Source organism: Erythrobacter colymbi (assembly GCF_002155685.1).
In the GTDB taxonomy this organism is placed as follows: Bacteria; Pseudomonadota; Alphaproteobacteria; order Sphingomonadales; family Sphingomonadaceae; genus Erythrobacter; species Erythrobacter colymbi.
In genome coordinates, this window is sequence record NZ_MUYK01000013.1 from 43,063 (window position 1) to 67,225 (window position 24,163).

At 68.6% G+C, this 24,163-nt stretch carries 18 protein-coding genes; 9 read left to right on the forward strand and 9 right to left on the reverse strand.

The genetic code is table 11. The features are described from left to right. Positions 1-5 precede the first annotated feature (5 nt). The 3 genes from BZF57_RS16790 to BZF57_RS16800 all read left to right on the forward strand — a co-directional run bounded on the left by BZF57_RS16790 (position 6) and on the right by BZF57_RS16800 (position 5,557). Entirely contained in the window at positions 6-3,224 is a 3,219-nt protein-coding gene (locus tag BZF57_RS16790) for an efflux RND transporter permease subunit (RefSeq protein WP_086740154.1), read from the forward strand. Next, positions 3,221-4,663, forward strand: coding sequence for an efflux transporter outer membrane subunit (locus tag BZF57_RS16795; RefSeq protein ID WP_086740156.1), 1,443 nt, complete (start codon positions 3,221-3,223; stop codon positions 4,661-4,663). Before BZF57_RS16790 ends, BZF57_RS16795 begins: the two co-directional genes overlap by 4 nt. Positions 4,664-4,798: 135 nt before the next feature. After that, entirely contained in the window at positions 4,799-5,557 is a 759-nt protein-coding gene (locus BZF57_RS16800; RefSeq protein ID WP_086740158.1) for an AraC family transcriptional regulator, read from the forward strand. Between the two features lie 7 nt (positions 5,558-5,564). On the opposite strand, the gene BZF57_RS16805 is transcribed toward BZF57_RS16800, so the two are convergent. Further along, positions 5,565-6,452 (reverse strand): AraC family transcriptional regulator, encoded by an 888-nt coding sequence (locus tag BZF57_RS16805; protein ID WP_086740160.1) that lies wholly within the window; start codon positions 6,450-6,452, stop codon positions 5,565-5,567. A gap of 150 nt (positions 6,453-6,602) precedes the next feature. Beyond that, a complete protein-coding gene (locus BZF57_RS16810; RefSeq protein WP_086740163.1) occupies positions 6,603-6,974 on the reverse strand; it encodes a tRNA-binding protein in 372 nt (123 codons plus the stop codon). A gap of 96 nt (positions 6,975-7,070) precedes the next feature. Between BZF57_RS16810 and BZF57_RS16815 the strand changes: the two genes are divergently transcribed. Together BZF57_RS16815 and BZF57_RS16820 are read left to right on the forward strand one after the other, a co-directional pair. Further along, complete coding sequence (locus BZF57_RS16815) at positions 7,071-7,520, forward strand: MAPEG family protein (RefSeq protein WP_086740166.1); 450 nt, start codon at positions 7,071-7,073, stop codon at positions 7,518-7,520. Between the two features lie 13 nt (positions 7,521-7,533). Next, the gene (locus BZF57_RS16820) at positions 7,534-7,968 is read left to right on the forward strand and encodes an MAPEG family protein (protein ID WP_169712978.1); all 435 of its coding nucleotides are present in this window, start codon (positions 7,534-7,536) and stop codon (positions 7,966-7,968) included. Between the two features lie 122 nt (positions 7,969-8,090). Here the strand turns inward: BZF57_RS16820 and trxB are convergent, their stop codons facing one another. Next, positions 8,091-9,062, reverse strand: coding sequence for a thioredoxin-disulfide reductase (gene trxB / locus BZF57_RS16825; protein WP_086740171.1), 972 nt, complete (start codon positions 9,060-9,062; stop codon positions 8,091-8,093). A gap of 60 nt (positions 9,063-9,122) precedes the next feature. Next, entirely contained in the window at positions 9,123-9,950 is an 828-nt protein-coding gene (locus tag BZF57_RS16830) for a tyrosine-protein phosphatase (protein ID WP_086740173.1), read from the reverse strand. Positions 9,951-10,096: 146 nt separating this feature from the next. Between BZF57_RS16830 and BZF57_RS16835 the strand changes: the two genes are divergently transcribed. Further along, positions 10,097-10,558, forward strand: coding sequence for a response regulator (locus BZF57_RS16835; RefSeq protein ID WP_086740175.1), 462 nt, complete (start codon positions 10,097-10,099; stop codon positions 10,556-10,558). Here BZF57_RS16835 and BZF57_RS16840 read toward each other — a convergent pair. Further along, positions 10,555-12,228: an acyl-CoA dehydrogenase family protein gene (locus BZF57_RS16840; RefSeq protein WP_086740177.1), complete on the reverse strand. Its 1,674-nt coding sequence runs from the start codon at positions 12,226-12,228 to the stop codon at positions 10,555-10,557. The genes BZF57_RS16835 and BZF57_RS16840 overlap by 4 nt on opposite strands. Positions 12,229-12,629: 401 nt before the next feature. Here BZF57_RS16840 and BZF57_RS16845 point away from each other — a divergent pair, with 401 nt between their 5' ends. Then, positions 12,630-15,986, forward strand: a complete 3,357-nt coding sequence (locus tag BZF57_RS16845) for a TonB-dependent receptor domain-containing protein (protein ID WP_086740179.1) — start codon at positions 12,630-12,632, stop codon at positions 15,984-15,986. Positions 15,987-16,069: 83 nt separating this feature from the next. On the opposite strand, the gene BZF57_RS16850 is transcribed toward BZF57_RS16845, so the two are convergent. Beyond that, positions 16,070-17,236, reverse strand: a complete 1,167-nt coding sequence (locus BZF57_RS16850) for an acyl-CoA dehydrogenase family protein (RefSeq protein ID WP_086740181.1) — start codon at positions 17,234-17,236, stop codon at positions 16,070-16,072. 223 nt (positions 17,237-17,459) lie between these two features. Between BZF57_RS16850 and BZF57_RS16855 the strand changes: the two genes are divergently transcribed. Beyond that, on the forward strand, positions 17,460-18,125 hold the full coding sequence (locus BZF57_RS16855; protein WP_086740223.1) for a carbonic anhydrase: 666 nt from the start codon (positions 17,460-17,462) through the stop codon (positions 18,123-18,125). A 42-nt stretch (positions 18,126-18,167) separates the two neighbouring features. Here BZF57_RS16855 and BZF57_RS16860 read toward each other — a convergent pair whose 3' ends face one another. Both BZF57_RS16860 and BZF57_RS16865 read right to left on the reverse strand, forming a co-directional pair. Continuing rightward, the gene (locus tag BZF57_RS16860; RefSeq protein ID WP_240506027.1) at positions 18,168-18,533 is read right to left on the reverse strand and encodes an ArsR/SmtB family transcription factor; all 366 of its coding nucleotides are present in this window, start codon (positions 18,531-18,533) and stop codon (positions 18,168-18,170) included. Between the two features lie 36 nt (positions 18,534-18,569). Then, positions 18,570-19,604, reverse strand: a complete 1,035-nt coding sequence (locus BZF57_RS16865; RefSeq protein WP_086740183.1) for a hypothetical protein — start codon at positions 19,602-19,604, stop codon at positions 18,570-18,572. A 205-nt stretch (positions 19,605-19,809) separates the two neighbouring features. Between BZF57_RS16865 and BZF57_RS16870 the strand changes: the two genes are divergently transcribed. Further along, positions 19,810-21,777 carry an alkyl/aryl-sulfatase gene (locus tag BZF57_RS16870; RefSeq protein ID WP_162291035.1) on the forward strand — a complete coding sequence of 656 codons (1,968 nt, stop codon included), beginning with the start codon at positions 19,810-19,812 and terminating at the stop codon, positions 21,775-21,777. Between the two features lie 16 nt (positions 21,778-21,793). Here BZF57_RS16870 and BZF57_RS16875 read toward each other — a convergent pair whose 3' ends face one another. Next, entirely contained in the window at positions 21,794-24,163 is a 2,370-nt protein-coding gene (locus BZF57_RS16875; RefSeq protein ID WP_240506028.1) for a glycoside hydrolase family 3 protein, read from the reverse strand.

Genomic DNA, 24,163 nt, shown 5'->3' on the forward strand with positions numbered 1-24,163 from the left:
CGCGCGTGAACTTCCCGCACTTCTTCATCAACCGCCCGATCTTTGCCGCGGTGCTCTCGATCCTGATCGTGATCGTGGGGGCGATCGCCTATCCGACGCTTCCGATCGCCCAATATCCCGAGATCGCCCCGCCCACCGTGGTCGTCTCGGCAAGTTTTCCCGGCGCCTCGGCCGAAACTCTGGCCGAAACCGTCGCCGCCCCGCTGGAAGAGCAGATCAACGGGGTGGAGAACATGCTCTACATGTCCTCCTCCTCCACCGGGGACGGGAACGTGGCGATCACCGTCACCTTCGCCCAAGGCACCGACGTCGACGAGGCGCAGGTGCTGGTGCAGAACCGCGTCTCGACCGCCGAGCCGCGCCTGCCCGAGGAGGTGCGGCGCCTCGGCGTCACGGTGCGCAAGAACTCGCCCGACCTGCTGCTGGTCGCGACCCTGATCTCGCCCGACAACCGCTATAACCAGCAATACCTGTCGAACTACGCGACGCTCCAGCTGGTCGACCGACTGAGCCGCGTCGAGGGCGTGGGCTCTGTGCGCATCTTCGGCGGGCGCGATTATTCGATGCGGGTGTGGATCGATCCGGACCGCGCAACCGCGCTCAACCTCGATGCCTCCGAGATCGTCGCGGCGGTGCGCGCACAGAACGTGCAGGTCGCCGCCGGCGCGGTGGGCCAGCCGCCCTACAATACCGGCGGCACCGCCTTCACGCTCAACATCCAGACCCAAGGGCGGCTGGTGACGACGCAGGAATTCGGCGACATCATCGTCAAGCGCTTCGACGATGGCCGCCTGATCCGCCTGCACGATGTCGCGCGGATCGAGCTCGGCGCGCAGGATTACAGCGTCAACGCCTTCAATTCGGGCAAGCCGACAGTGGCGGTGGTGGTCTCGCAGCTGCCCGGCTCCAACGCGCTGGCGACGGCCGAAGCGGTCCGCAACGAGCTGGAAACGGCGAAGAAGGATTTCCCCCCGGGGCTCGAATACGCGATCCCCTATGCCCCCACGACCTATATCGAGGCCTCGATAGCCGCGGTCGAGGACACGCTGTTCGAGGCGATCGTGCTGGTCGCGCTGGTGGTGCTGGTGTTCCTGCAAAGCTGGCGCGCGGCGATCGTGCCCATCATCGCCATTCCCGTCTCGCTGATCGGCTCCTTCGCCTTCCTCGCCGCCTTCGGCTTCAGCCTCAACAACCTTTCGCTGTTCGGGCTGGTGCTCGCCATCGGGATCGTGGTCGACGATGCCATCGTGGTGGTCGAGAATGTCGAGCGCGTGATGGAGGAGGAAGGCCTCTCCCCCCGCGAGGCCGCGCACCGGACGATGGACGAGGTCTCGGGCGCGCTGATCGCGATTGCCCTCGTGCTGATCGGGGTGTTCCTGCCGACCAGCTTCATTCCCGGCATCTCGGGCCAGTTCTACCGTCAGTTCGCGCTTACCATCATGAGCGCGACGGCGATTTCGGCCTTCGTCTCGCTGACCCTCTCGCCCGCGCTCGCGGCCTTGCTGCTCAAGCCCAAGTCGCACGAGGAGACGCCGCCTGCCCCCGGCTGGCGCGGCTGGGGGACGCGGTTCGCGCGCGGGTTCAACCGCGGGTTCAACAAGCTCTCGGAGCGCTATGGCCGCTTCACCGCCAAGGCGGTGCGGATGCTGGCGATCATCGGCATCGCCTATGCCGCCCTCATCGGCCTCACCATTTGGCGCTTTGCCGAGACGCCGACCGGCTTCATCCCCGCGCAGGATCAGGGCTACCTCATCGCGGTGCTGCAAATGCCGCCGGGCACCTCGCTCGAACGCACCACCGAGACGCTGGAACAGGCACAGAGGATCGCGCTTGCCAACCCCGCGACTGCGAGCACCGTCGCCTTCGGCGGCTTCGACGGGGCGACTTTCACCAATGCGCCCAACGCGGCGGCGATGTTCATTTCCCTGAAACCCAAGGACCAGCGCGCCGGGGCGAACCAGCTGCTGGGCGAACTGAACGGCGCCCTGAGCCAGATCACCGCGGGCAACATCTTCGTCATCCCGCCCCCGCCCGTCTCGGGGATCGGCACCGGCGGCGGCTTCAAGATGATGATCGAGGACCGCGGCGGGGCAGGCTATCAGGCGTTGGAGACGGTCGCCTTCACCATGATGGCCAAGGCCAACCAGACGCCGGGGATCGGCGGGGCATTCACCACCTTCAACACCCGCACCCCGCGCCTCTACGCCGATATCGACCGCGAGCGGGCCGAACAGCTCGGCGTGCCCTTGGAGAACGTGTTCACAACGCTCGGCACCTATCTCGGCTCGACCTATGTGAACGACTTCAACCTCTTGGGCCGCACCTTCCGTGTCACCGCGCAGGCCGACGCGCCCTTCCGCGAGAGCGCAGCGGATATCCTGCGCCTCAGGGTGCGTTCGGATAGCGGCGCGATGGTGCCGCTGGGCGCCTTCATGTCGATCCGCAACGAAGGCGGGCCTTACCGCGTGGTGCGCTACAACCTCTATCCGGCGGCCGAATTGCAGGGCAACACCCTGCCCGGTTTCTCCTCGGGCCAGTCGCTGGGATCGATGGAAAAGCTCGCGGCGGAAACCCTGCCGCAGGGCTTCGCCTTCGACTGGACCGAGCTTGCCTTCGAGCAGAAGCAGGCGGGCAACACCGGCACTATCGCCTTCGGCCTTGCGGTGGTCTTCGTGTTCCTGCTGCTCGCCGCGCAATATGAAAGCCTGGTGCTGCCGCTGGCGGTAATCCTGATCGTGCCGATGTGCCTGCTCGCCGCGCTCTTGGGCGTGCTGGTGATGCGGCTCGACAACAATATCCTGACGCAAATCGGCCTCGTGGTGCTGATCGGCCTTGCCGCCAAGAACGCGATCCTGATCGTCGAATTCGCGCGCCAGAACGAAAACGAGGGGATGGAGTTGAGGCAAGCCGCGCAGGAAGCGGCCAAGCTGCGCCTGCGCCCGATCCTGATGACCTCGATCGCCTTCATCCTCGGCGTGCTGCCCCTGGTGCTGGGTCAGGGCCCGGGCTCGGAGATGCGGCAGGCGCTGGGCGTGGCGGTGTTCTTCGGGATGCTCGGCGTTACGATCTTCGGGCTGATCTTCACGCCTGCCTTCTATGTCATCGCGCGGATGTTCGGCGACTGGGTGGGCAAGCGGCTGAAGCGCCGCAAGGCCGATGCCGATGCCGGGCCAGAAGCTCTGTCCCCGCCCCCTGCCGACCCGCAACCGGAGGCCGGCGCATGATGCCCGCGCGCACCCTTCTCCCGCTCGCCGGAGCGCTGCTGCTCGCCGGCTGTGCGGTCGGCCCCGATTACGTCGTCCCCGCTCCGCCCGGTGGCCCCACACCGAGGCTGACCGAAGCGGACGCAGCCGCCACCACGCCATCCCTTCTCCCCCCGCAGTGGTGGCGGCTGTTCGGCGATTCGGTGCTCGATGGCCTCGTCACGCGGGCGCTCGAGCGCAACACCGACCTGCGCGTCGCGGCCGCCAACCTCCAGCGCGCGCGTGCGCTGACCTCCGAGGCGCGCGCCGGGCAGCTGCCCTCGACCACGCTGAACGCGCAATATGTGCGCCAGCGCTTCGGCGGGCAGGTGTTCAATTCGATCGGCAACGTTCCGGTCGTCACCACCGATTTCTTCACCACCGGGATCGACGCGAGCTACGAGATCGACCTGTTCGGCGGGGTCAGCCGCGCGGTGCGCGCCGCCATCGCCGACGAGCAGGCCGCCCGCGCGCAGGTCGATGCCGCGCGGGTCGCGGTCGCGGCGGAGACGGCGCTGACCTATGCGCAGGGCTGCGCGCTCGCGGTGCGGGTGCAGAAGGCCGAGGAAACCGTCGCCCTCGCCCGCCGCGCGCTGACCCTCGTCGATACCACCACCAGAGCGGGCTACACCGATGCCCGCGATCTTGCCGCCGCGCGCACGGCCCTCGCCCAGGCCGAGGCCGCGCTGCCGCAGCTGGTGGCCGAGCGCCGCGCCTCGCTCTACGCGCTCGCTTTCCTCACCGGCGACCCGCCCGAGGCCGTGTCCGAGGACGCCGCCCGCTGCGCCGCCGTGCCGCAGCTCGCCGCGCCGCTGCCGGTGGGCGACGGGCAGGCATTGCTCGCCCGCCGTCCCGACATCCGCGTCGCCGAGCGCCAGCTTGCCCGCGATACCGAGCGCGTCGGCGTGGCGGTGGCGGCGCTCTACCCCCAGATCAGGCTGCTCGGCACCCCCTCGCTGGGCGCGGCGCGGGTCGGCGATCTCGGCTCTGCGGCAAGCTTCGGATTCTCGGTCGGGCCGCTGATCAGCTGGAACTTCCCCTTCAACGGCGCCGCCCGCGCGCAGGTGCGTGCCGCGAAGGCCGACACCGAAGCCTCGCTAGCGCGGTTCGATGCGGCGGTGCTGGGCGCGCTTCAGGAGACCGAGCAGGCGCTCGCCCGGCTCGCCGGTGCGCTCGAGGCCGAAGCGCGGCTGCGCGAGGCGGCCGAGGCGGCGGGCGAGACCGCGCGCCTCACCGAACTGCGCTTCAAGGCGGGGAGCGACGATGCACTGCGCCTCGTCGACACCCAGCGCCAGTGGCGCGCCGCCGAGGCTGCCTATGCCGAGGCCGCCGGCAGCCGCGCCGCCGCGCAGGTGAGCGTGTTCCGCGCGCTCGGCGGCGGGTGGGAGACCCCGGACGCCGCGCCTCCCCCGCAGTCCTGATCGCGCGTGTGTGTGAAGGGGGGGGGCGTCTGCGCCCCCTTGGGGTGAGCCCCAGCTCCCCCGAAAGATCAGGGCGGCAAGCCTTGCTCCGGCAGGGCCGAAAGCGGATGATCCCCGGCGGAAGGAGAGCCGCCGATGAACCAGCTTGCGACCATCAACCGGCCAGCGGGCACAGCGCCCGCGGCGCTCCCCGATCCTGCCGGGCACCCCCACGCGCTCGCCCTGTTCCGGCTCGGCGATGACGACCGGATCGACCGCCGCGTCGCGGGCCGCGCGCTCAGGGTCGCGAGTCTGTCCGATCCCGCGGCGAGCGGCCACTGGTTCGCGATCGCCTTCGAGGCGCCCCTGCTCGCCGCAGCCGAAGCCGCGCACGGCGTCCGCTTCGAACCCCTGCCCGAGATTACCGACCCCGAAGCGCACACGCTCGCCGCGATGATCCATGCGGCCACCGGCGGCGAGACCGCGCCCGATCCGGAACTGCTCGGATCGCTGCGCCATGTCCTGCTGTGGCGGCTGCTGATGCTCCCCGCGCGCGGGCGGCGGCAGGGGGAGGCGCGCGGCGGGCTCGCGCCGTGGCAGGCGCGGCGCACCACCCAGCACCTTGCCGCCCATATCGAGCGCCGCGTGCCGCTCGGCGAGCTTGCCGCGATCGCGCGCCTCTCGCCCTTCCACTTCTCCCGCGCCTTCGCCCGCACCGTGGGGATGCCGCCGCACCGCTATCACCTGCATTTGCGGATGGAGCGCGCCTGCACGCTGCTCGCGCGCAGCGAGATGCGGATCATCGAGATCGCGCTGGCCGTCGGCTACGAGACCCCGCAGGCGCTCGCCCGGGTGTTCGTCCAGCAGCACGGCATCACCCCCTCCGAATGGCGCCGCCGCCATCGCGAGGGGTGAGGCGGGACTACGCTCCCTCGCCCCCGCCCCCGCCATTGAGCCGTCGCCAGCGGCTCGGGCTGGTGCCGACCTCGGCGCGGAACATCCGGGCGAAGGCCTGCGGGGTGTCGTATCCGACCCGCGCCGCCACCTCGGTCACCGGCAGATCGCTCGCCGCCAGCAGCGCCTGCGCCTGCTCCACCCGCAGCGCGCGCAGATAGGCATAGGGCGCAACCCCGGTGCTCTGCTTGAACATCCGCGTGAAGTGGAACGGCGAGAGCCCGACCAGCGCGGCCAGCTCGCTCAGCGATGTGTCGCGGGCGTAGTGGGTATGGAGATAGTCGCGCACCCGCCGCTCGGCCCAGGGCGCCAACCCGCCGCGCACCTGCACCATCTCCCGCGCCGCGCCGCGCGCGAGCAGTGCGAGCAGTTGCAGCGCCGCGCCTTCGGCCAGCAGCCGCCCTCCGCCCCGGTCTGCGGCGTCGGCCCACATCCGCTCCATCACCGCACCCAGCTGCGGCGCGGTGAAGGCCCCGTCATGGAGCACGCCGAAGTCGAACGGATCCCCGCCCGGGCGCGCCTCTTCGAGGATGGGGCGGAAATGGTCCGCCTCGAGGCTCGCGATGCGGATGCGCTGCGGGGCGAAAACCTCGATCTCGCTGGCAAAGCCCGGCGGGACGAGCGAGAACTGGCCCGCCAGCGCCACGAATTCGCGCCGCCCCGCGCCGAAATTGCTCCGCTGCGGGATGTGATCGCTGCGCAGCTGGACAAGGACGAGGCAATTGCTCCCCCGGTCGGACTTGTCGCCCGCGGGCTGTGCGCATTCGAACAGCTTGATCCCCTCGCCGCCCGATTTGCGCTCGGTGACATAGCTGCTGAGCCGCCCGGAGCGCATCCACTCGTCGAATTGCCGCATGACCCCGTCGCCCTGCTCCCCTCAAGCGATCCGGGATTTGGGGCTAACACGGCTGGCCCTCCCGGGTCTCGCCCGGCGGGGCACGGGACAGGGGTGCGCGGCGGTGAGCGGCCGGAATACCGCAATCGCGGTTAAATCGGCCGCCCCCGCCTAGAACAGCCGTGCCCCCAGCGGCACCGCGCTGTCGGGGGCGAACAGCACCACCCGGCCCGCCTCGTCGGGAAAGCCCAAGGTCAGCACCTCGGACATGAACTTGCCGATCTGGCGCGGCGGGAAGTTGACGACGGCCGCGACCATCCGTCCCTCGAGCGCCTCGGGCGTGTAGAGTTCGGCGACCTGTGCCGAGGAGCGCTTGACCCCCACCCCCTCGCCGAAATCGATGGTGAGCTTCAGGGACGGCTTCCTTGCCTCGGGAAAGGGCTCGGCGCGGATGATCCGTCCGGCGCGGATGTCGACCCGCAGGAAGTCGTCGAAGGCGATGGTATCGGCCGGCGGCGCGGCAGGATCGTGGACAAGGTGCATGGGGCGGCAGGCTAGCGGATGGGTTGCATTTGACAATCCATTGCGCCCCTTTCAGTCTGAGCCGCACAGAGAGAGGCACTCCAAGGGGATCAATCGATGCAAGCGCAAATTCTCGCGCCCGCCGCCGTGCTGGTGGTGTGGACGCTGATCATGCTGTTCTGGACGGCGGGCGTGCGCCTGCCGGCGCTGAAGAAGGCCGGGATCGATCTGGGCGCGCGGCCCGGCGGGCGCGGACAGGATCTGGAAGGCGTGGTTGACCCGAAGATCAACTGGCCCTCGCACAACTATTCGCACCTCGTCGAACAGCCGACGGTGTTCTATCCGACGGTGGTGATCCTCGCGATCATGGGCGCAGGCGCGCTCGATGTGGGCCTTGCCTGGGCCTATGTCGGCTTACGGATCATGCACTCGGTGTGGCAGGCGACCGTGAACAGGGTTCCGGTGCGCTTCCTGCTGTTCATCAGCAGCACGTTGGTGCTGGTCGTGCTCGCCCTGCGCGCCTGCGCGGCGACGCTGCTCGCCGACCCCTCGGCGCTTCCGGCATAAGGAGATCCGGACAATGATCGGAATGGACATTCTTCAACCCGTCGTCGCGCTGCTGGCGTGGACGATGGTGATGTGGCTGTGGATGTACGCGACCCGCATCCCGGCGATGCTCAAGGCGGGGCTGGATGCCAAGGGGATGGTCGGCACCACCGGCGCGTCGCTGCGGGCGCAATTGCCCGACCGCGTGAGCTGGAAGGCCGACAACTACAACCACCTCCACGAGGCGCCGACGCTGTTCTACGCGGTGGCGATCGTGCTGGCGATCATCGGTCAGGGTGACGGGTTCAACACGACGCTCGCCTGGGCCTATGTCGCCTTCCGGGTGCTGCATTCGATCGTGCAGGCGACGTGGAACAAGGTGGCGGTGCGCTTCGCCCTGTTTGCCCTCTCGAGCCTCGCGCTGATGGCGCTGATCCTCCACGCGGGGATCGCGGTGTTCCACGGGTGATGCGCTGGCCCACCCCTAGCCCCTCCCGCAAGCGGGAGGGGGACACGAAGCGCTGACTCTCACCTACCGCTTGCCCCCGGGTCATGCCCGGGGCGGGTATCGGGGTTAGAGGTGGGAATAGCTTACTCGGCCGCCTCGGCCTGCAACCCGGCATGCGCCCGAGAGGCGAGCCAGCGTTCCGCGTCGAGCGCGGCCATGCAGCCCATGCCCGCAGCCGTCACCGCCTGACGATAGACGTGGTCGGTAACATCGCCGGCCGCGAAGACGCCCGGGATCGCGGTCTTGGGCGTGCCGGGTTCGGTGAGCAGATAGCCGCTCTCGTCCATCGGCAGCTTGCCGACGAACAGCGAGGTCGCGGGTGCGTGGCCGATCGCGACGAAGGCCCCGTCGGTCTCGAGCGTGCTGGCCACGCCCGTCACCGTGTCGGTGAGCGCGAGGTGGTGGAGCATGCCGTTCTCGCCCGCCTCGAAGCTGTCGACCGCCTTGTTCCACAGCACGGTGATCTTGGGATTGGCGAAGAGTCGCTCCTGCAGGATCTTCTCGGCGCGAAGGCTGTCGCGGCGGTGGATCAGGGTGACGTTGTCGGAGTGGTTGGTGAGGTACAGCGCCTCTTCCACCGCGGTGTTGCCGCCGCCGATCACCGCGACGCGCTTGCCGCGGTAGAAGAAGCCGTCGCAGGTGGCGCAGGCGCTGACGCCCTTGCCGCCGAGCTCCTGCTCGCCCGGCACGCCCAGCCACTTGGCCTGCGCGCCGGTGCAGATGACCACGCAATCGGCGATATACTCGTCCCCGCTGTCACCCACCGCGCGGAAGGGCGAGCCGTTCTCGAGATCGACGCTGACGATCGTGTCCCAGATCATGCGCGTGCCGACGTGTTCGGCCTGGGCTCGCATTTCCTCCATCAGCCAGGGGCCCTGCACGACGTCGCGGAAGCCGGGGTAGTTTTCGACATCGGTGGTGATGGTGAGCTGGCCGCCGGGCTGCAGGCCCTGGACGACGATCGGCTCCAGCATGGCGCGCGCGGCGTAGATCGCGGCGGAATAGCCGGCCGGGCCTGAGCCGATGATGAGCATCTTGGTGGTGTGGGTCGCCATGGTGCGGGTGCCTCGGGTGGGAATTTCAGGATCGGGATATGGGGTTTCCGGCGGCGAAAGTCACGCCACCAGCTTGGCGATCAGACGCTCTTTTCTTGGGCCATCCACACCTAAGATTGTCGCCAGATAGGCATCGAGCGAACCGTGATCGCGTGTCACCTCTGCGATGTAAGTCTCGATATATTCGGGCAAAACACCCATGAGATTGTGCAGCGCCTCGGGGTCGATCCGGCCGTAGTGCGCCTCCATCCGCGGGAGTGACTGGCGCTCGAGGATTTCGCGGGTGGGGGCATCGTTGGTGAGCAGGAATTCCGCCACATAATCATCGCGGTGGACGCCGAGGACGTGGAGCAGCAGGCTTGCGGCGATGCCGGTGCGGTCCTTGCCGGCGAAGCAATGGACCAGACTGCCGCCGTCGTTCTCGTCCAAGGCCTTGAAATATTCGCGGAAAATCCAGATCATCGCGGGGTTGACCGGCATCCGCGTATAGACCGCCAGCATCCGCTCGCGCGCCCGTTGCGGGGTCATCTCGACCGTCCCGCCCCCGCCCTCGTGCGGCGGCGAATTCGATGTTTCCCCATCATAGGCAATGACTTGCGCGGTGAAGTTCGCATGGCGTCTGCACGGAAAACCCTCGCGCTCCGAATTGCCCCGCAGGTCGATCACCGTGCGGATGTCGAGCATCTGCACCAGTTCCAGATCGAGCTCCGAGGCTTCCATGTGCTGGCCCGAGCGGAACAGCAGCCCTTCGCGCACCGTGCCGCCGTCCGCGGTCGCATAGCCGCCATAATCGCGAAGATTATGAATGCCTTGCGTCACATAGAACGGGCCGATCCGGCCGGGAGCAGGCGCGCTGTTGGATGCGCCGGGGAGAGAATCGCTGGTCATGGCGAACAGCCCTTACACCCCCGCAAGACAGGGGCAAGGCGGGGCTGGCGGGGGTCTAGGGGTTGTTGCGAGGGGGCAAAGCAGGTTCGGCGGAAGGACGTGTTGGTTAACACGCCGCTATCCAACCTAACCCAGCGATTTCGAACATGGCCCGCATCCTGATTGCCGATGATGACGAACTGGTCGCCGAACTGGCGAGCGAGGTGCTGATCGACGCGGGCTTTGCCTGCGGGTGGGTCACCACCGCTGCCGCGGCATGGACCTGCGTCCAGAAGAAGCGCCCCGATCTGCTGCTGCTCGACCAGTCGATGCCGGGCGAATCCGGCCTCACCCTGCTGCGCCGCCTGCGGTTGTCGGCGCGGCTCTACGATCTGCCGGTGATGATGTTCACCGCCATGAACGGCGAGCAGGACGAGGTGCAGGCGATCTATGCGGGCGCACAGGACTTCATGTCCAAGCCCTTCGAGCCCGACAATCTGGTCAAGCGCGTGCGGCGCCTCATCACCTTGAGGGGCGACCGTCCGCGCCATGTCGATCTGAAGAGCGCCGTGCTCCCCGATCCGCACCGCGCGCTGCTGCCCGAGGCGGGCTACCGCCGCGTGATCTAGGCTGCGGCGGCCGAGGCCTTGGCCGCCGGAGCCTGCCCCGCGAGCAGCCCGCGTCCGATCACCTGCGCCTGGATTTCGGCCGCGCCCTCGAAGATGTTGAGGATGCGCGCATCGCACAGCACCCGGCTGATCGGATATTCGAGCGCATAGCCGTTGCCGCCGTGGATCTGCACCGCATTGTCCGCCGCGCTCCACGCCGCACGGGCCGCGAGGAGCTTGGCCATTCCCGCCTCGATATCGCAGCGCGTGCCCAAATCCTTGGCGCGCGCAGCGGCATAGGTGAGCTCGCGCGCCATCACCGTTTCGGCCGCCATCAGGGCGAGCTTGTCGGCCACGCGCGGGAATTGCGTGAGCGCCTGCCCGAACTGCTTCCTGCCCAGCGCATAATCGAGCGCAAGGTCGAAGGCGTTCCATGCCACGCCCACCGCGCGGGCGGCGGTCTGGATGCGCGCGCCCTCGAAGGTGCGCATCAGCTGCTTGAACCCCTGCCCCTCGCGCCCGCCGAGGAGGCCATCGGCGGCAACCGCAAAGCCATCGAGCCCGAGCGCATATTCCTTCATCCCGCGATAACCGAGCACCTCGATCTCGCTGCCCTCGATCCCGGCATCGGGGAACGGCGCGGCATCGGTGCCGCGCGTTTTCTCCGCGAGCAGCATCGAAAGGCCGCCATAGCCCGGCGTGCCCGCATCGGTGCGCACCAGCATGGTCATCAGATCCGCGCGCGCGGCGTGGGTGATCCAGGTCTTCGCCCCCGTCACCCGCCAGCTGCCGTCCGCCTGCCGCTCGCCCCGGGTGCGCACGGCGGCAAGGTCGGAGCCGGTATCGGGCTCGGTGAACACCGCAGTCGGCAGGCAGGAGCCGTCGGCAATCGCCGGAAGCCATTTCGCCTTCTGCTCGGGCGTGCCGTTCTCCCCGATCAGCTCGCCCGCGATTTCCGAGCGGGTGCCGAGGCTGCCGGCACAGATCCACCCGCGCGAGAGCTCTTCCGAGACCACCGCCATCGCCAGCTTGCCGAGGCCGAGGCCGCCATGCGCTTCGGGGATGCACACGCCGAACACGCCCAGCGCCGCCATCTGCGCGATCACATCGTCGGGGATCAGCGCGTCGGCAAGGTGCCATGCGTGGGCGTGGGGCGTGATGGCTTCGGCGGTGAAGGCGCGCATCTGGTCGCGCACCAGATCGAGCGCGTCATCGCCGAGCGCCTCGTCCGGGCGGATGCCGTCCGCCAGCAGCGCGGCGAAGGCGGCGCGGGTTTCCGGAGTGCTGCCGTCCGCGAGGAAGCGCGCGACATCCGGCTGCGCAGCAAAGGCGCGCGCAGCATCGGCGGTGCCGAGCGCGGCGGGGCGCACCACCTCGTGCGCGCTCATCGGCACCCCATAGGCGATCTGCGCGAGATATTCGCCGAAACCGATCCGCAGGGTCAGCGCCTCGGCCTCGCCAAAGTGCCCGGCCCGCTCGGCCCGCACCGCCCAGTCGAGCGTTGCCTCGAGCGCGGCGATGCTCGCCGCCACCCAGGCTAAGCCGTGGACGCGGTGCTGCTCGCGGGTGAGGAGCGCCGCATCGACCGCGCCGCCGGGGGACACCACCGCCGCCGTCGCCGCCCGCACCGTTTCGAGATAGTCCCGCGCCGCCCCAAGCCCGGCGCGCGCTGCCGTGATCCATTCGCTCATGCGAGGGTGCTAGCAGAGCCGCAGGGCCGAGGCGAACCCGCAAAATGCGCCGGATCTTGCGGATTCCGGCACGCCGGCGGGCCGCCTGTTGCCAATCCGTCACAGGCCTCGCGGTGAATCTGCGGGGGGCCGGAATCTACGTCGAATGACCACTAACCACGAATTGGCCAGTTCGTAATACCGGACAGGCACAGCCGGAGAACCGGCGCGCTCGTCTGGGGGCAGACGATCAGGGGCAGCAATCCTCCGACATCTGACCTCGCGCAGGAAGGACCGCACAGGAGCCGATTGAACGGGGGCACCAAGCCCTCGCGGCGGCGCAACTGGCGAAGACGGCACGGCCCGGCATCGCACCCGCGACGTCAGGTCTTGTCCCGACCCTTTCCACGCGAGGACATACCATGCGCATTACGAAGCTTTCTCTCCACTCTTCGTCGCTCCCCGCTCTCGCCGCCGCCCTGCTGATCGCAGGCGCGATGCCGGCCAAGGCCAATGCCGCGGAAGGCGCCGAAGAGGACGCCGTCACCGCCGAAGACCTCGCTGCCGCAGACGCTGCCGAAGGCGAACCCGGCGAGGCGATCGTCGTCACCGGCTCGCGCATCGCGATCGACGCGGCGACTGATTCTCCCAGCCCGATCACCGTCGTCACAGGCGATGCGATCCTCAAGAGCGCGCAGGCCGATGTCGCCACGCAGCTGCGCTCCATCCCCGCGCTGAACGGCACGCTGCCCGGGATCGATTCGGTCAACCAGGCTGCCGCGGGCGACAGCTCCGACCTTGGCCTCAGCCTTCTCAACCTGCGCAACCTCGGCACGGTGCGCACCCTGACGCTGGTCGACGGGCGGCGGCACGTGCCGGGCACCGGCGGCTCGGCCGCGGTCGACATCAACCACATCCCGCAGGCACGCATCAAGAGCGTCGAAGTGCTGACCGGCGGCGCCTCGTCGATCTACGGCGCTGATGCGGTCACCGGCGTCGTCAACTTCACCTTGCGCTCGGACCGCGATTTCAGCGGCGTCGAATACAACATGCGCGGCGGGATTTCCGGCCGCGGCGATGCCGAGAGCTTCAGCGCCTCGGTCGCGATGGGCGGCACCTTCGCCGACGACCGCGGGAGCGCGGTGATCTCGGCCGAATACCGCAAGCAGACCTCGCTGATCACCACCGACCGTCCCTTCGCGGGCACCGGACTGTTCTCGCTGAGCGCGGCCAACCAGGCGACGCTCGATTTCCTCGGGATCACCCAGGCGCAGCTCGGGTTGCCGGCGGGGCAGATCCCCTCGAACGTCTTCGTGCCCAACCGCACCCTGCCGATCTCGAGCGCCTTCGGGATCATCGCCATCGACCGCGATGCCTTCATCGCCGGCCGCAACGCGGGCCGCGCCGGGGCGACCGCCAATATCCCGGGCACCACCATCCCGACCGCACAGGTGTTCGACAACGGCCAGCTGCGCGCCTTCAATCCGGGCCTCTCGGTCGGCGGCTTCGACGCCTCGGGCGGTGACGGGATCGGCGCCAACCCGAACGAGATCATCCTGCCCGAACTCGACCAGCTGGTGGTGAGCACGGGGGCCGATTACGAGATCACCCCGGGCGTCACCGCCTTCCTCGAAGGCACCTTCGCCTTCACCTCGGGCAAGGACCAGAATGGCGCGCCGTTCAACGACGATATTCCGATCCGGCTCGACAACCCCTTCATCCCCTCCGCGCTGCGTGCGCAGATCCCCGTGGTGCAGGCCGCCGGCCGCCCGGTCCGCCTCAACATGTCGCGCGACCTTCACGACATCGACGTGCTCTCGCGCGAGGAGACCGAGCGTACCACGTGGCGTCTCGTCGGCGGCTTCAAGGGCGAAATCGACAAGCTCGGCTGGGACTGGGAAGTGTCCTACAACTACGGCCGCACCGAGGTGGAATCGGTGTTCACCAACACCCGCATCGACGACCGCTACTTCTACGCGATCGACGCCGTGGCGCTGACCGCGGCCAATATCGGCAGCTTCCGCCCCTCGACCGCGACCAAGGCGATCCGCAACGGGCAGGACATCACGATCAACGCGAGCTCGGCCCAGATCGGCGACATCATCTGCCGCTCGCAGCTCGACGGCTCGTCGCCGGGCGTCTCGCCCTTCCCCGAGCCGCCGACCAACCCCGACGGCACCGGCAAGGCCCTGACCTTCGCGGTGGGTGACGGCCAGTGCGCGCCGATCAACCTGTTCGGCAAGGATTCGATCAAGGGTGCGGGCGCCCGCTTCGCCTTCCTCGACATCACCGATTCGACCGTGATCACCCAGCAGCAGTTCCTTGCGACGCTGGCCGGGGATTCGGCGGAATTCTTCGAGCTGCCGGGCGGCCCGCTGGGCTTTGCGGTCGGCTTCGAATACCGCAAGGACACCAGCCAGTTCACGCCGTCCTCGTTCCGCTACGCCCCGCCGATCACTGCCGGCGCGGTCAATGGCGGCCCGACCCGGCCTTCGCCCGATCCCTCGTTCCAGGACCCGGCGATCTCGGTCTACGAAGCCTTCGGCGAATTGCGCGCGCCGCTGCTCGCCGACATGAAGTTCATCGACCTGCTCGAGGTCCAGGGCGCGATCCGCTATTCCGACTACAACACGATCGGCAAGACGCTCGCCTGGTCGGGTGGCGGCCGGTACAAGCCGATCCCCTCGCTCACCTTCCGCGGCACCTATTCGGTCGCGGTGCGTGCGCCCAACCTTGCCGAACTGTTCGGCCCGCTGACCCCGGCAACCCTCGGCCTGACCGCCGACCCCTGCTCGGTAGTGAATATCGGCGCGGGCAGCTCGTTCCGGCAGGCCAACTGCAACGCGCTGGTGGGGCCGAACTTCGACCCGACCAACTTCGCCTCGGCCTTCCGTCCGGGCACCAACGGGGGCAACCCCAATCTGTCGGAAGAAGAGGCCAAGACCCTGACCGCCGGCTTCGTGTTCGAGCCTGAATTCATCGACGGCCTGACCGTGATCGCCGACTACTACGACATCAGCATCACCGGGGCGATCGGCTCGCTCACGGGTGCGGAAATCGCCGCGGCCTGCGTCGATCTTCCCACCACCAACAACCAGTTCTGCGCGCAGATCGACCGTGATCCGACCACCAAGGTGATCAGCTTCTTCCGCTCGGGCCTGGTCAATCTGGGTGCGCTCAACGTCAAGGGCGTCGACTTTGCGGTGAACTACAAGTTCGATGTCGCCGATGTGGTCGGCAATGGCGACCTGGGTTCGCTTTCCCTGTCGCTGACCGGCACGCGCTTCATCAAGGACGAGCAGGTGTTCGACGCCACCGCCGACATCCTGATCGCCGCAATCACCGATCCGCTCGAACGCCAGCGCGCGGCGCTTTCGAACAAGATCACCAACGACAACCTCGGCACGCTCGGCAATCCCAAGTGGATCGCCAATGCCGGGATCACCTGGACGCTCGACAAGCTGACGCTGGGCTGGTCCGGCCGGTTCGAGAGCAGCCAGCTTGCTCCGGGCATCGACAACAACGAGGTCAAGGAAGTCGTGATCGAGGGCGGCAAGGTCGTGGTGAAGGACGACAACACCTTCCTGCCGCTGGTGCAGCGCGACACCGGCAGCTCGATCGTCCACGACTTCTTCGGAAGCTACGATTTCAGCGACAAGTTCAGCATCTATGGCGGCATCAACAACGCCTTCGACCGCGATCCCTACCTCGGCACGCTGGTGCGTCCGATCGGGGTGCGGGGCCGCTACTTCTTCCTCGGCGTCGAGGGCAAGTTCTGATCTGACCTGACGGCAAAAAGCGAGGGGCGGGATGGCGCAGGCCATCCCGCCCCTTGGCGTTTCGGGAGCCGCCCGAGGCGGCGCTATTCGTGCGTGCCGAGCAGGCTGCGGGCGACCACCCAGTTGTGGATCTCCGACGGGCCGTCATAGATCCGCATGGTGCGCAGCTTGTTGCTCATCAGATAGAGCGGCAGCTCGCGGGTCATGCCCATGCCGCCGTAGAGCTGCATCGCGTGGTCGACGATCTCGTAGGCGCTTTCGGTGCAGAAGCTCTTGATCATCGAGATTTCGCTGCGCACGTCGCGGCCCTCGTCGATCTTCCACGCGCAGTCATAGGTCATCAGCCGCATCGCGTGGATCTTGGTCGCGGCATCAGCGATCCAGTTCTGCACGGTCTGGCGCGCCGAGAGCGGCTTGCCGAAGGTGGTGCGCTGCGGCGCGTAATCGATCATCATCTCCATCGCGCGCTGCGCCATGCCGATCGACCACGAGGCCATCTCGATCCGCCGCGTGCCGAGGCGCACCTGCATCGGCGCAAAGCCCTGACCGCGCTTGCCGAGCAGCTTCCAGCCCGGCACGCGGCAATCCTCGAGCGCGATTTCATAGGTCGCCGTGCCGTCGATCATCGGGATCTTGCGGGTGACGTTGAAGCCGGGCGTGCCCTTGTCGACGAGGAAGGCCGACATCCCGTTGCGGCCATTGGGGTTCTTGTCGGTGACTGCCATGAGGATCGTGAAGTCCGCCTCGGCGCCCTTGGTGATCCAGATCTTGCGGCCGTTGATGATCCAGTCGTCGCCATCCTGAACGGCAGTGGTGCGCATCCCTTGCGGGTCGGCGCCCGCGCCGGGTTCGGAGATGCCGATCGCGCTGATCGTCTCGCCGCGCACATAGGGCTCGAGGTAAGCTTCGCGCTGGCGCTCGTCGGCGGCGACCATCAGCATCCGCAGGTTGGGCGAGTCGGGCGGCAGGTAATAGGGCACCACCGTCTTGCCGAGCTCCTCGGAGACGCCGACCATCGCCACCATTGGCAGGTTCATGCCGCCCACTTCCTCGGGCGCGTCGAGGCCCCACAGCCCCAGCTCGCGGCTCACCGCATCGACCTTGGCGGTCTCCTCGGGGGTGAGGTAGGTGCCCTGCCCTACGTTCTCGCGGGCGATGACGTTGGCCTCGTAAGGCATCAGCTGGTCGCGCACGAACTTGCCGACCAGCTCCTTGAGCATCGCGTGTTCGTGATCGAGCTCGAAATTCATGTCTCTCGTATCCCTGTCCGTTTGGGGTCTCGCGCGCCCCTGACACCACACATTACGCGGCCTGTCACCCGCAGGATTGAGAGGTGTCGGGGATTTTGTCGCAAGCCGGCTTGCTTGACGCTGGCGCGCCGGTGCCATAACTTCAAGCCTTAACATATGCGCGATCTTGCAGATACAGCGCGGCCGGGCCCGTCGGATGGGGTCACACAACAAGGAGGGCCGCATGCCCCATTTCGCTCAAGGCGTGGTCAAGTTCCAGCGCGAGGTGTTCCCCGAAAAGCGCGAGCTGTTCGAACGCCTCTCGACCGGGCAGAGCCCCGAGGCGCTGTTCATCACCTGCTCGGACAGCCGGATCGAAACCGCGATGCTGACCCAGACCGATCCGGGCGAGCTGTTCATCTGCCGCAATGCCGGCAATATCGTCCCCCCGCACACCAACCAGACCGGCGGGATGACCGCCTCGATCGAATTCGCGATCGGGGCGCTCAGGATCCCCAACATCGTGATCTGCGGGCACACCGAATGCGGGGCGATGAAGGGGGCGATGAACCGCGCTGGCCTCACCAACCTGCCGCATGTGCGCGAATGGCTGGGCTATGCACAGGGCGCGGTCGACATCACCGAGGCGCTGGGCGGCGGGCTCGACCCGCAGGCCAAGATGCGGATGCTGCTGGAGCAGAACGTAATCCTGCAACTGCAGCACCTCAAGACCCATCCCACGGTCGCCGTGGCGCTGGCGCAGAAGGCGCTGACCCTGCACGGCTGGGTCTATGATATCACCACCGGCGAGGTGGAGGCCTATGACGAGGCCAGCGGGGGTTGGGTGCCGGTCGAGGAGCGTTACGGCGCGGACATCGCCGCCACCGTGCTGCACGCCCACGCCTGCTGAGGCGCAAGGCCGGGCGGGGAACGGCCCCGCCCTCTCCGATGATCAGATCGCGTGCTCGACCGCTTCGGCGCGCCACATGTGCTTGGCCTCGGCGATGTCGACCGGAGTCGCGCGGCTCAGGCGGTGGGCGATGAAATCGATGCCGTCGATCAGCCACAGCGCCAGATCGGGCTGGGCAAGGCGATAGACCCGCTGCCGCCCGCGGGTCTCGGTCTCGACCAGGGCGACCGCGCGCAGCACGCCGAGGTGCTGCGAGACGCGGGTGGGAGAGATTTCGAGAAGGTCGCCAAGCTCGTTCACGGTCTGGTCGCCCGCTTGCAGCTTCAGCAACAGGCGGATGCGGTCAGGATGCGAAATCTGGCGCAGCACATGGGCCAGTTCCGTGGCAACGATCTTGCGGCTCGGCATGGATAGTGACCTTTTCCCCGGTGAAATCTTCTTGTTTCACGAGACAACGCGCATCACGGGCGTTTGGCTCCCGAAAATTGCAGATTTCTCACTTTTGATCGCAAGCCATTCTGCCTGCTTGCGTTTGCTGCTGCCCGTATCCTTGCACAGGCGGGCGAGGAAGGCGCTGTCGCTCAGGAGTGTTGCGTAGGGCGCATCACCTGCCCCGCGTCCGGCGGTGGTGGCGCCGCTGTCACGCAGCCGCGCCCAGGCATCGTGAAGCCGCCACGCCGCGCACGCCGCACCGGCGGCATCGAGGGCGAGCGCCAGCGCATGGACCAGCGCGGAGGCATCGAGCGCGAGGGTTTCGCACTCGCCCTCCCCCGCGGCCTCGGCGGTGATGGCGACCGGCCCCGCCTCGCCCTGCCACAGCATCGGCCAGGCCCCGCGCACGCCGCTGGCGCGGGCAAGGAGGGTGAAGACGGTGCTGCGCCATTCGGGCATGGCAATGACCGCGTCCCACGGCGGAGAGGCCGAGGCGAGCGGCACGAGCGCATCCTCGATCGCGAGCGCCTCGGCGACCGGTTCGCCCGCGGCTTGCAGCATCGCGGCGAGCCCGGCGCGGTGGCGGGCGTGGCCGACCAGCGCGATCCGCTCGCGACCCTCGCTGCGGGCGGCGCGCAGCATTGCGGCGAGCACCCCGGGCTGCGGCAGCGGCGCGCAGGTGGCGGGATGCGGGCTCATCAGGACCACATCGGTGCCGCCCTGCCCCGACACGGCGGCGCGGGCGTGTTCGCGGCAATAGCTCGCGGCGAACAGCGCCTGCGGCAGACCCGGCGCACCGCCGAGCTGGAAGGCAGCCGGACGCCAGCCGAGCCAGGGGGCGAAGAGCGGCGCTCTGTCCGCTGGCCCCACCGGAGCGAGATCGGCAGCGATCCCGAGCCATTCGAGCAGCCGGGCGAGTTCCTCGTCCCACTCCGTCGGCGCTGGCTCGGCCGGGCAGGCGAGCCGCAAGGGCGCGCGCACCACGGACAGCACCGCGGGCTGCGCGGCGGCGTCCGGCTGCTTGCGGGGGCTGTGGCCTTGTTCCATGCGGCGGTCTGCGGCTTTCCGGAAATGCGCGAGAGGAGCCGCCTGTTAGCCCCGACAGGTTGATCTGAAAAATTCAATCTTTCTACGCAAACGTTCCAGAATATGGATGATTGTCGCCAAGCCGCCCCGCCCGCGCAGGCTCCCGCTTGAAACCGCGCGTCCGCAGGTTCATCACGGGCGCGGGAGAAGAGGGGTACATACGAAAATGAACACCGCAGCTTGGCGCGCCGGAGCGGCGCTCGCTCTGGCGCTGGCCGTCACCGCACCAGCCGCCGCGCAGGACGCGCCCGCCGGGGCGACGCCAGCGACCACCGCCGAACATCGCGCCACCGCCAGCGCCCTGCCGCCCGAAGGCACCCGCGATGCGGAGGATTCGACCCGCGGCTTCCTCGCCACGCGCGCCGAGCCGGTGATCCTCAATGCGGCCGGCAAGCCCGTCTGGAACCTCGATGCCTACGCCTTCGTCACCGGCCCCGCGCCCGCGACGGTGAACCCCTCGCTGTGGCGGCATATGAGCCACCTGAAGCACCACGGGCTCTACCAGGTGACGCCGAACCTGTGGCAGGTGCGCGGCTTCGATGTGTCGAACATGACCGTGATCCGCGGGGCGACGGGCTGGATCGTCATCGACCCGCTCACCAGCGTCGAGGCCGCCAAGGCCGCGCTCGATCTGGTCAACCAGACGCTCGGGGCCCGCCCGGTCAGCGCGGTGCTCTATTCGCACAGCCACGGCGACCATTTCGGCGGGGTGCGCGGCGTGGTGGACGAGGCCGAGGTCAAGGCGGGCCGCGTGCCGGTGATCGCGCCCAAGGGCTTCATGGAGGAGGCCACGTCCGAGAACGTCATGGCCGGCCCCGCGATGCAGCGCCGCGCGGCCTACCAGTTCGGCACCGGGCTTGCCCCGGGCGCGACCGGCCAGATGGGCAGCGGCATCGGCAAGGGCCTGTCGGTCGGCACGCTCTCGCTGATCCCGCCCACAGACACCATCGCCGCCACCGGCGAGACGCGGGTGGTGGACGGCGTGAGCCTCGAATTCCAGATCGTCTCGGGCACCGAGGCCCCGGCGGAGTTCAACGTCTTCGTGAAGCCGGAAAAGACCTTCCTCGCCGCCGAGATCGCGACCTGCTCGCTTCACAACATCCTCACCCCGCGCGGGGCCAAGGTGCGCGATGCGCGGGCCTGGGCGCATTACCTTGACGAAGCCGCGGTCCGCTATGCGCCGCAGTCCGAGGCGGTAATCTCGAGCCACTGCTGGCCGATCTTCGGCAAGGCCGAGGGCACCGCGTGGCTTTCCGCCCAGCGCGACAATTACCGCTGGCTCCACGACCAGACCGTGCGGCGCATGAACCGCGGCGAGACCATGGCCGAGATCGCCGAAGCGCTCGAAGCCGCGCCGCCTGCGGTGAACGGCAAGGAGTGGTCGACCCGCGGTTACTACGGGACGATCAGCCACAACGCCAAGGCGATCTACCAGTTCTACCTCGGCTGGTACGATGCCGTGCCCGCCAACCTCCACCCCTACCCGCCAGCCGAGCGCGCGAAGAAGCTGGTCGAGGCGCTGGGCGGGCAGGAGCGCACGCTGGCGCTGGCGGAGAATGCCTTTGCGGGCGGCGACTATCGCTGGGCCTCGGACCTCGCCCAGAACCTCGTCTTTGCCGCACCCGACAATACCAAGGCCAAGGCGCTGCTCGCGCAGTCCTACGAACAGCAGGGCTATCAGGCCGAGAGCGCGATCTGGCGCAACCAGTTCCTCTCGGCCGCGAACGACCTCAGGCGCGGGCGGGCGGAGAGCAGCGCGGCGCAGAGCAACGACATGATCGCCGCGATCTCGACGCAGGAGCTGCTCGATTCCGCCGCGACCCTGTTCGCCCCCGAAAAACCGGGAGCGCGCAATTTCAGCATCGCCATCGAGATCCCCGACCGGGGCGAGACCGCGACGCTGGAGGTGGGCGAGGAGGTGATGATCGGGCGCGCAGGCGTGCTGCCGGACAAGCCCGCCGTCACCATCCGCGGGCCGCGCCGTGCGCTGCTGGCGCTGATGTTCGTCAAGATGCCCGCGGCAGCGGTCGCGAAGATGCCCGGCATCACCATCGAGGGCGATCTGGCCACGCTGCAATCGCTGATCGACAACCTCGACCCGCTGCCGCACGGCTTCGACATCGTGGTGCCCTGACGCGGGCAGGCGTGCTCTAGAACGAGCACTCCGCCGATGCCGCCGCCTCGTCGCGGGTGATCTCGCTGATCTGGAAGGCGAAGGGCGCGGTCGAGCTGAAGGTCAGCGCCTTGCCCGTGCTGCCGAGGCAGGCCGGGGTCAGCACCATCTCGCGCCAGCCCTTGCCTTCCGCGACCGAGAGCCCCTGCGTGATGTCGAGCGCCTTGCCGCCTGCCGTCACGGTGACGGGGCCTGCCGGGCGGCTGCCCACCAGGTAGCTGATCCGCCACGCCGCGCCGCTGTCCGGCCCGCTGAGGGTCAGCTTCGCGCCGGGGCCGAAAGTGATCCGGCGCGCGTCTTCCTGCGCCTTGCGGTCGACGCCGGTGGCAACGATCCCGTTGCCGCTGCCGCGCAGGTCGGGGAGCAGCGCATTGTCCGCCACCGCCTGCACCTGCGCCGAAAGCTTGCCGCTGGCAAACCAGGTCGCGCCCGCATCATGGGCGAGCGCGGCGCAGGTCTCGTAGAGCGGGATCTGCGCGATGCGCGGGGCGGCAAATCCGAGGCCGTAGCCGACCGGGAACAGCGCGCCTTCGGGGCTGTTGAGCGGCGCGCCCTCACAGGTCTTCGGCCAGCTGAAGCCGAGCTTCCCGCTGGGCTGCACCTTGCCGAACAGCACGTCGGCCACCCCTGCGCCCTCGCTGCCCGGCAGCCAGGATGCGATGAAGGCGTCCGCGGCGTTGAGCTCGCGGTTGACCCACAGGGGGCGGCCCGAGAGGAACACGGCGACGGTCGGGATGCCGCGCGCCTTGTAGGCCTTGAGGAGGTTCAGCCCCTCCTCGTCATGGAAGGCGAGATCCTTCCGGTCGCCGACGAATTCGGCATAGGGCGGCTCGCCGAAGACGACGATCGCGATGTCGGGCTTGCTAGTGGCGCTGCCCTTGGGCGCGAGCACGGCCTCGCCGCCCGCCGCCTTGGCGGCGGCCGCGATGCCGCCCCAGATCGAGGTCGCGCCGGGGAAATCCGCCGCGGTCAGATCGCCGCCGCCCTGCCACGTCACCGACCAGCCACCCGCCTGCTGGGGGATGTTGTCGGCGGCCGAACCCGCCACCTCGATCTTGGCGCCCACCTTCAGCGGCAGGATGCCGGCGTTCTTGAGGATCACTTGCGACTTGGCCACCGCCTCGCGGGCGAGCGCGCGGTGATCGGGCGAGCCGAGCAGCTCCCACTTGCCGCCATTGGCGCGGGCCGAGGGCTTCACCCCGCCATCCAGAACACCCAGCGCCTGCTTCATCCGCAGCACCCGCAGCACGGCCTCGTCGAGCCGGCTCATGGGAATGGTGCCGTCCTTCACCTGCCGCACGAGGCTGGCGTGGAGCGCCTTCCAGTCCTCGGGCACCATGTAGACATCGAGCCCGGCCATCAGCGCCTGTGGGCAATCGGAATTGGTGCAGCCCTTGATCTGGCCGTGCCCGTTCCAGTCGCCGACGACGACACCCTTGAAGCCGAGTTTGCCGCGCAGCTCGTCGGTCAGCAGCGGCTTGTTGCCGTGCATCTTGGTTCCGTTGATCGAGTTGAAGCTCGCCATCACGCTGGCGACGCCCGCGTCGATCGCGGCGGGATAGGGCGCGGCGTGGATTTTCATCAGCGCGGCAAGGTCGCCGTTGACGTCACCCTGATCGACACCCTGCGCGGTGCCTCCGTCGCCGAAATAGTGCTTGGCCGTCGCGGCGACCTTGCCGACGCCGAGATAGCCGGGCTCGCCCGGGCGGCCCTGAAGCCCCTCGATCATCGCAGCGCCGAGCTTCGTGACGAGCGCGGGGTCTTCCGAATAGCTTTCGTAGGTGCGGCCCCAGCGGTCGTCGCGCGCGACGGCGACGGTGGGCGCGAAAGTCCAGTCGAGACCGGTCACCTCGATTTCCACAGCAGTCGCCGCGCCGATGCGGCGGATGAGATCGGCATCGCCCGTCGCGCCAAGCGCGATGTTGTGCGGGAAGACCGTCGCCCCCGGCACATTGGCATGGCCGTGGACCGCGTCGGTGGCCCAGATCGCGGGGATCGCGGGCTCGCCATTCGGGAGCGGCGCCGTCGAGGCTTCCCAGAAGGCGTCGGCCAGCTTCAGCCAGTCGGCCGCAGGTGCCTTGTCGTTGCCATAGGGGCCGGAATTGCCGCCGTTGAGGATCGTGCCGAAGCGGTACTGGCGCACGTCATCGGGGGTGATCGAGCCGATATCGGGCTGGATGATCTGCGCGACCTTGTGCTCGAGGCTCATGCGGGCGAGCAGCGCTTCGGGGCTGTTCGCCGCCGGAGCCGTGGGCGCGACGGGCGCGCTCGCCGATTTCACCTCGGGCGCCGCGTTGCATGCCGTGAGCAGCGCTCCCAGCGCCGCGCCGCACACCCATCGACCCAT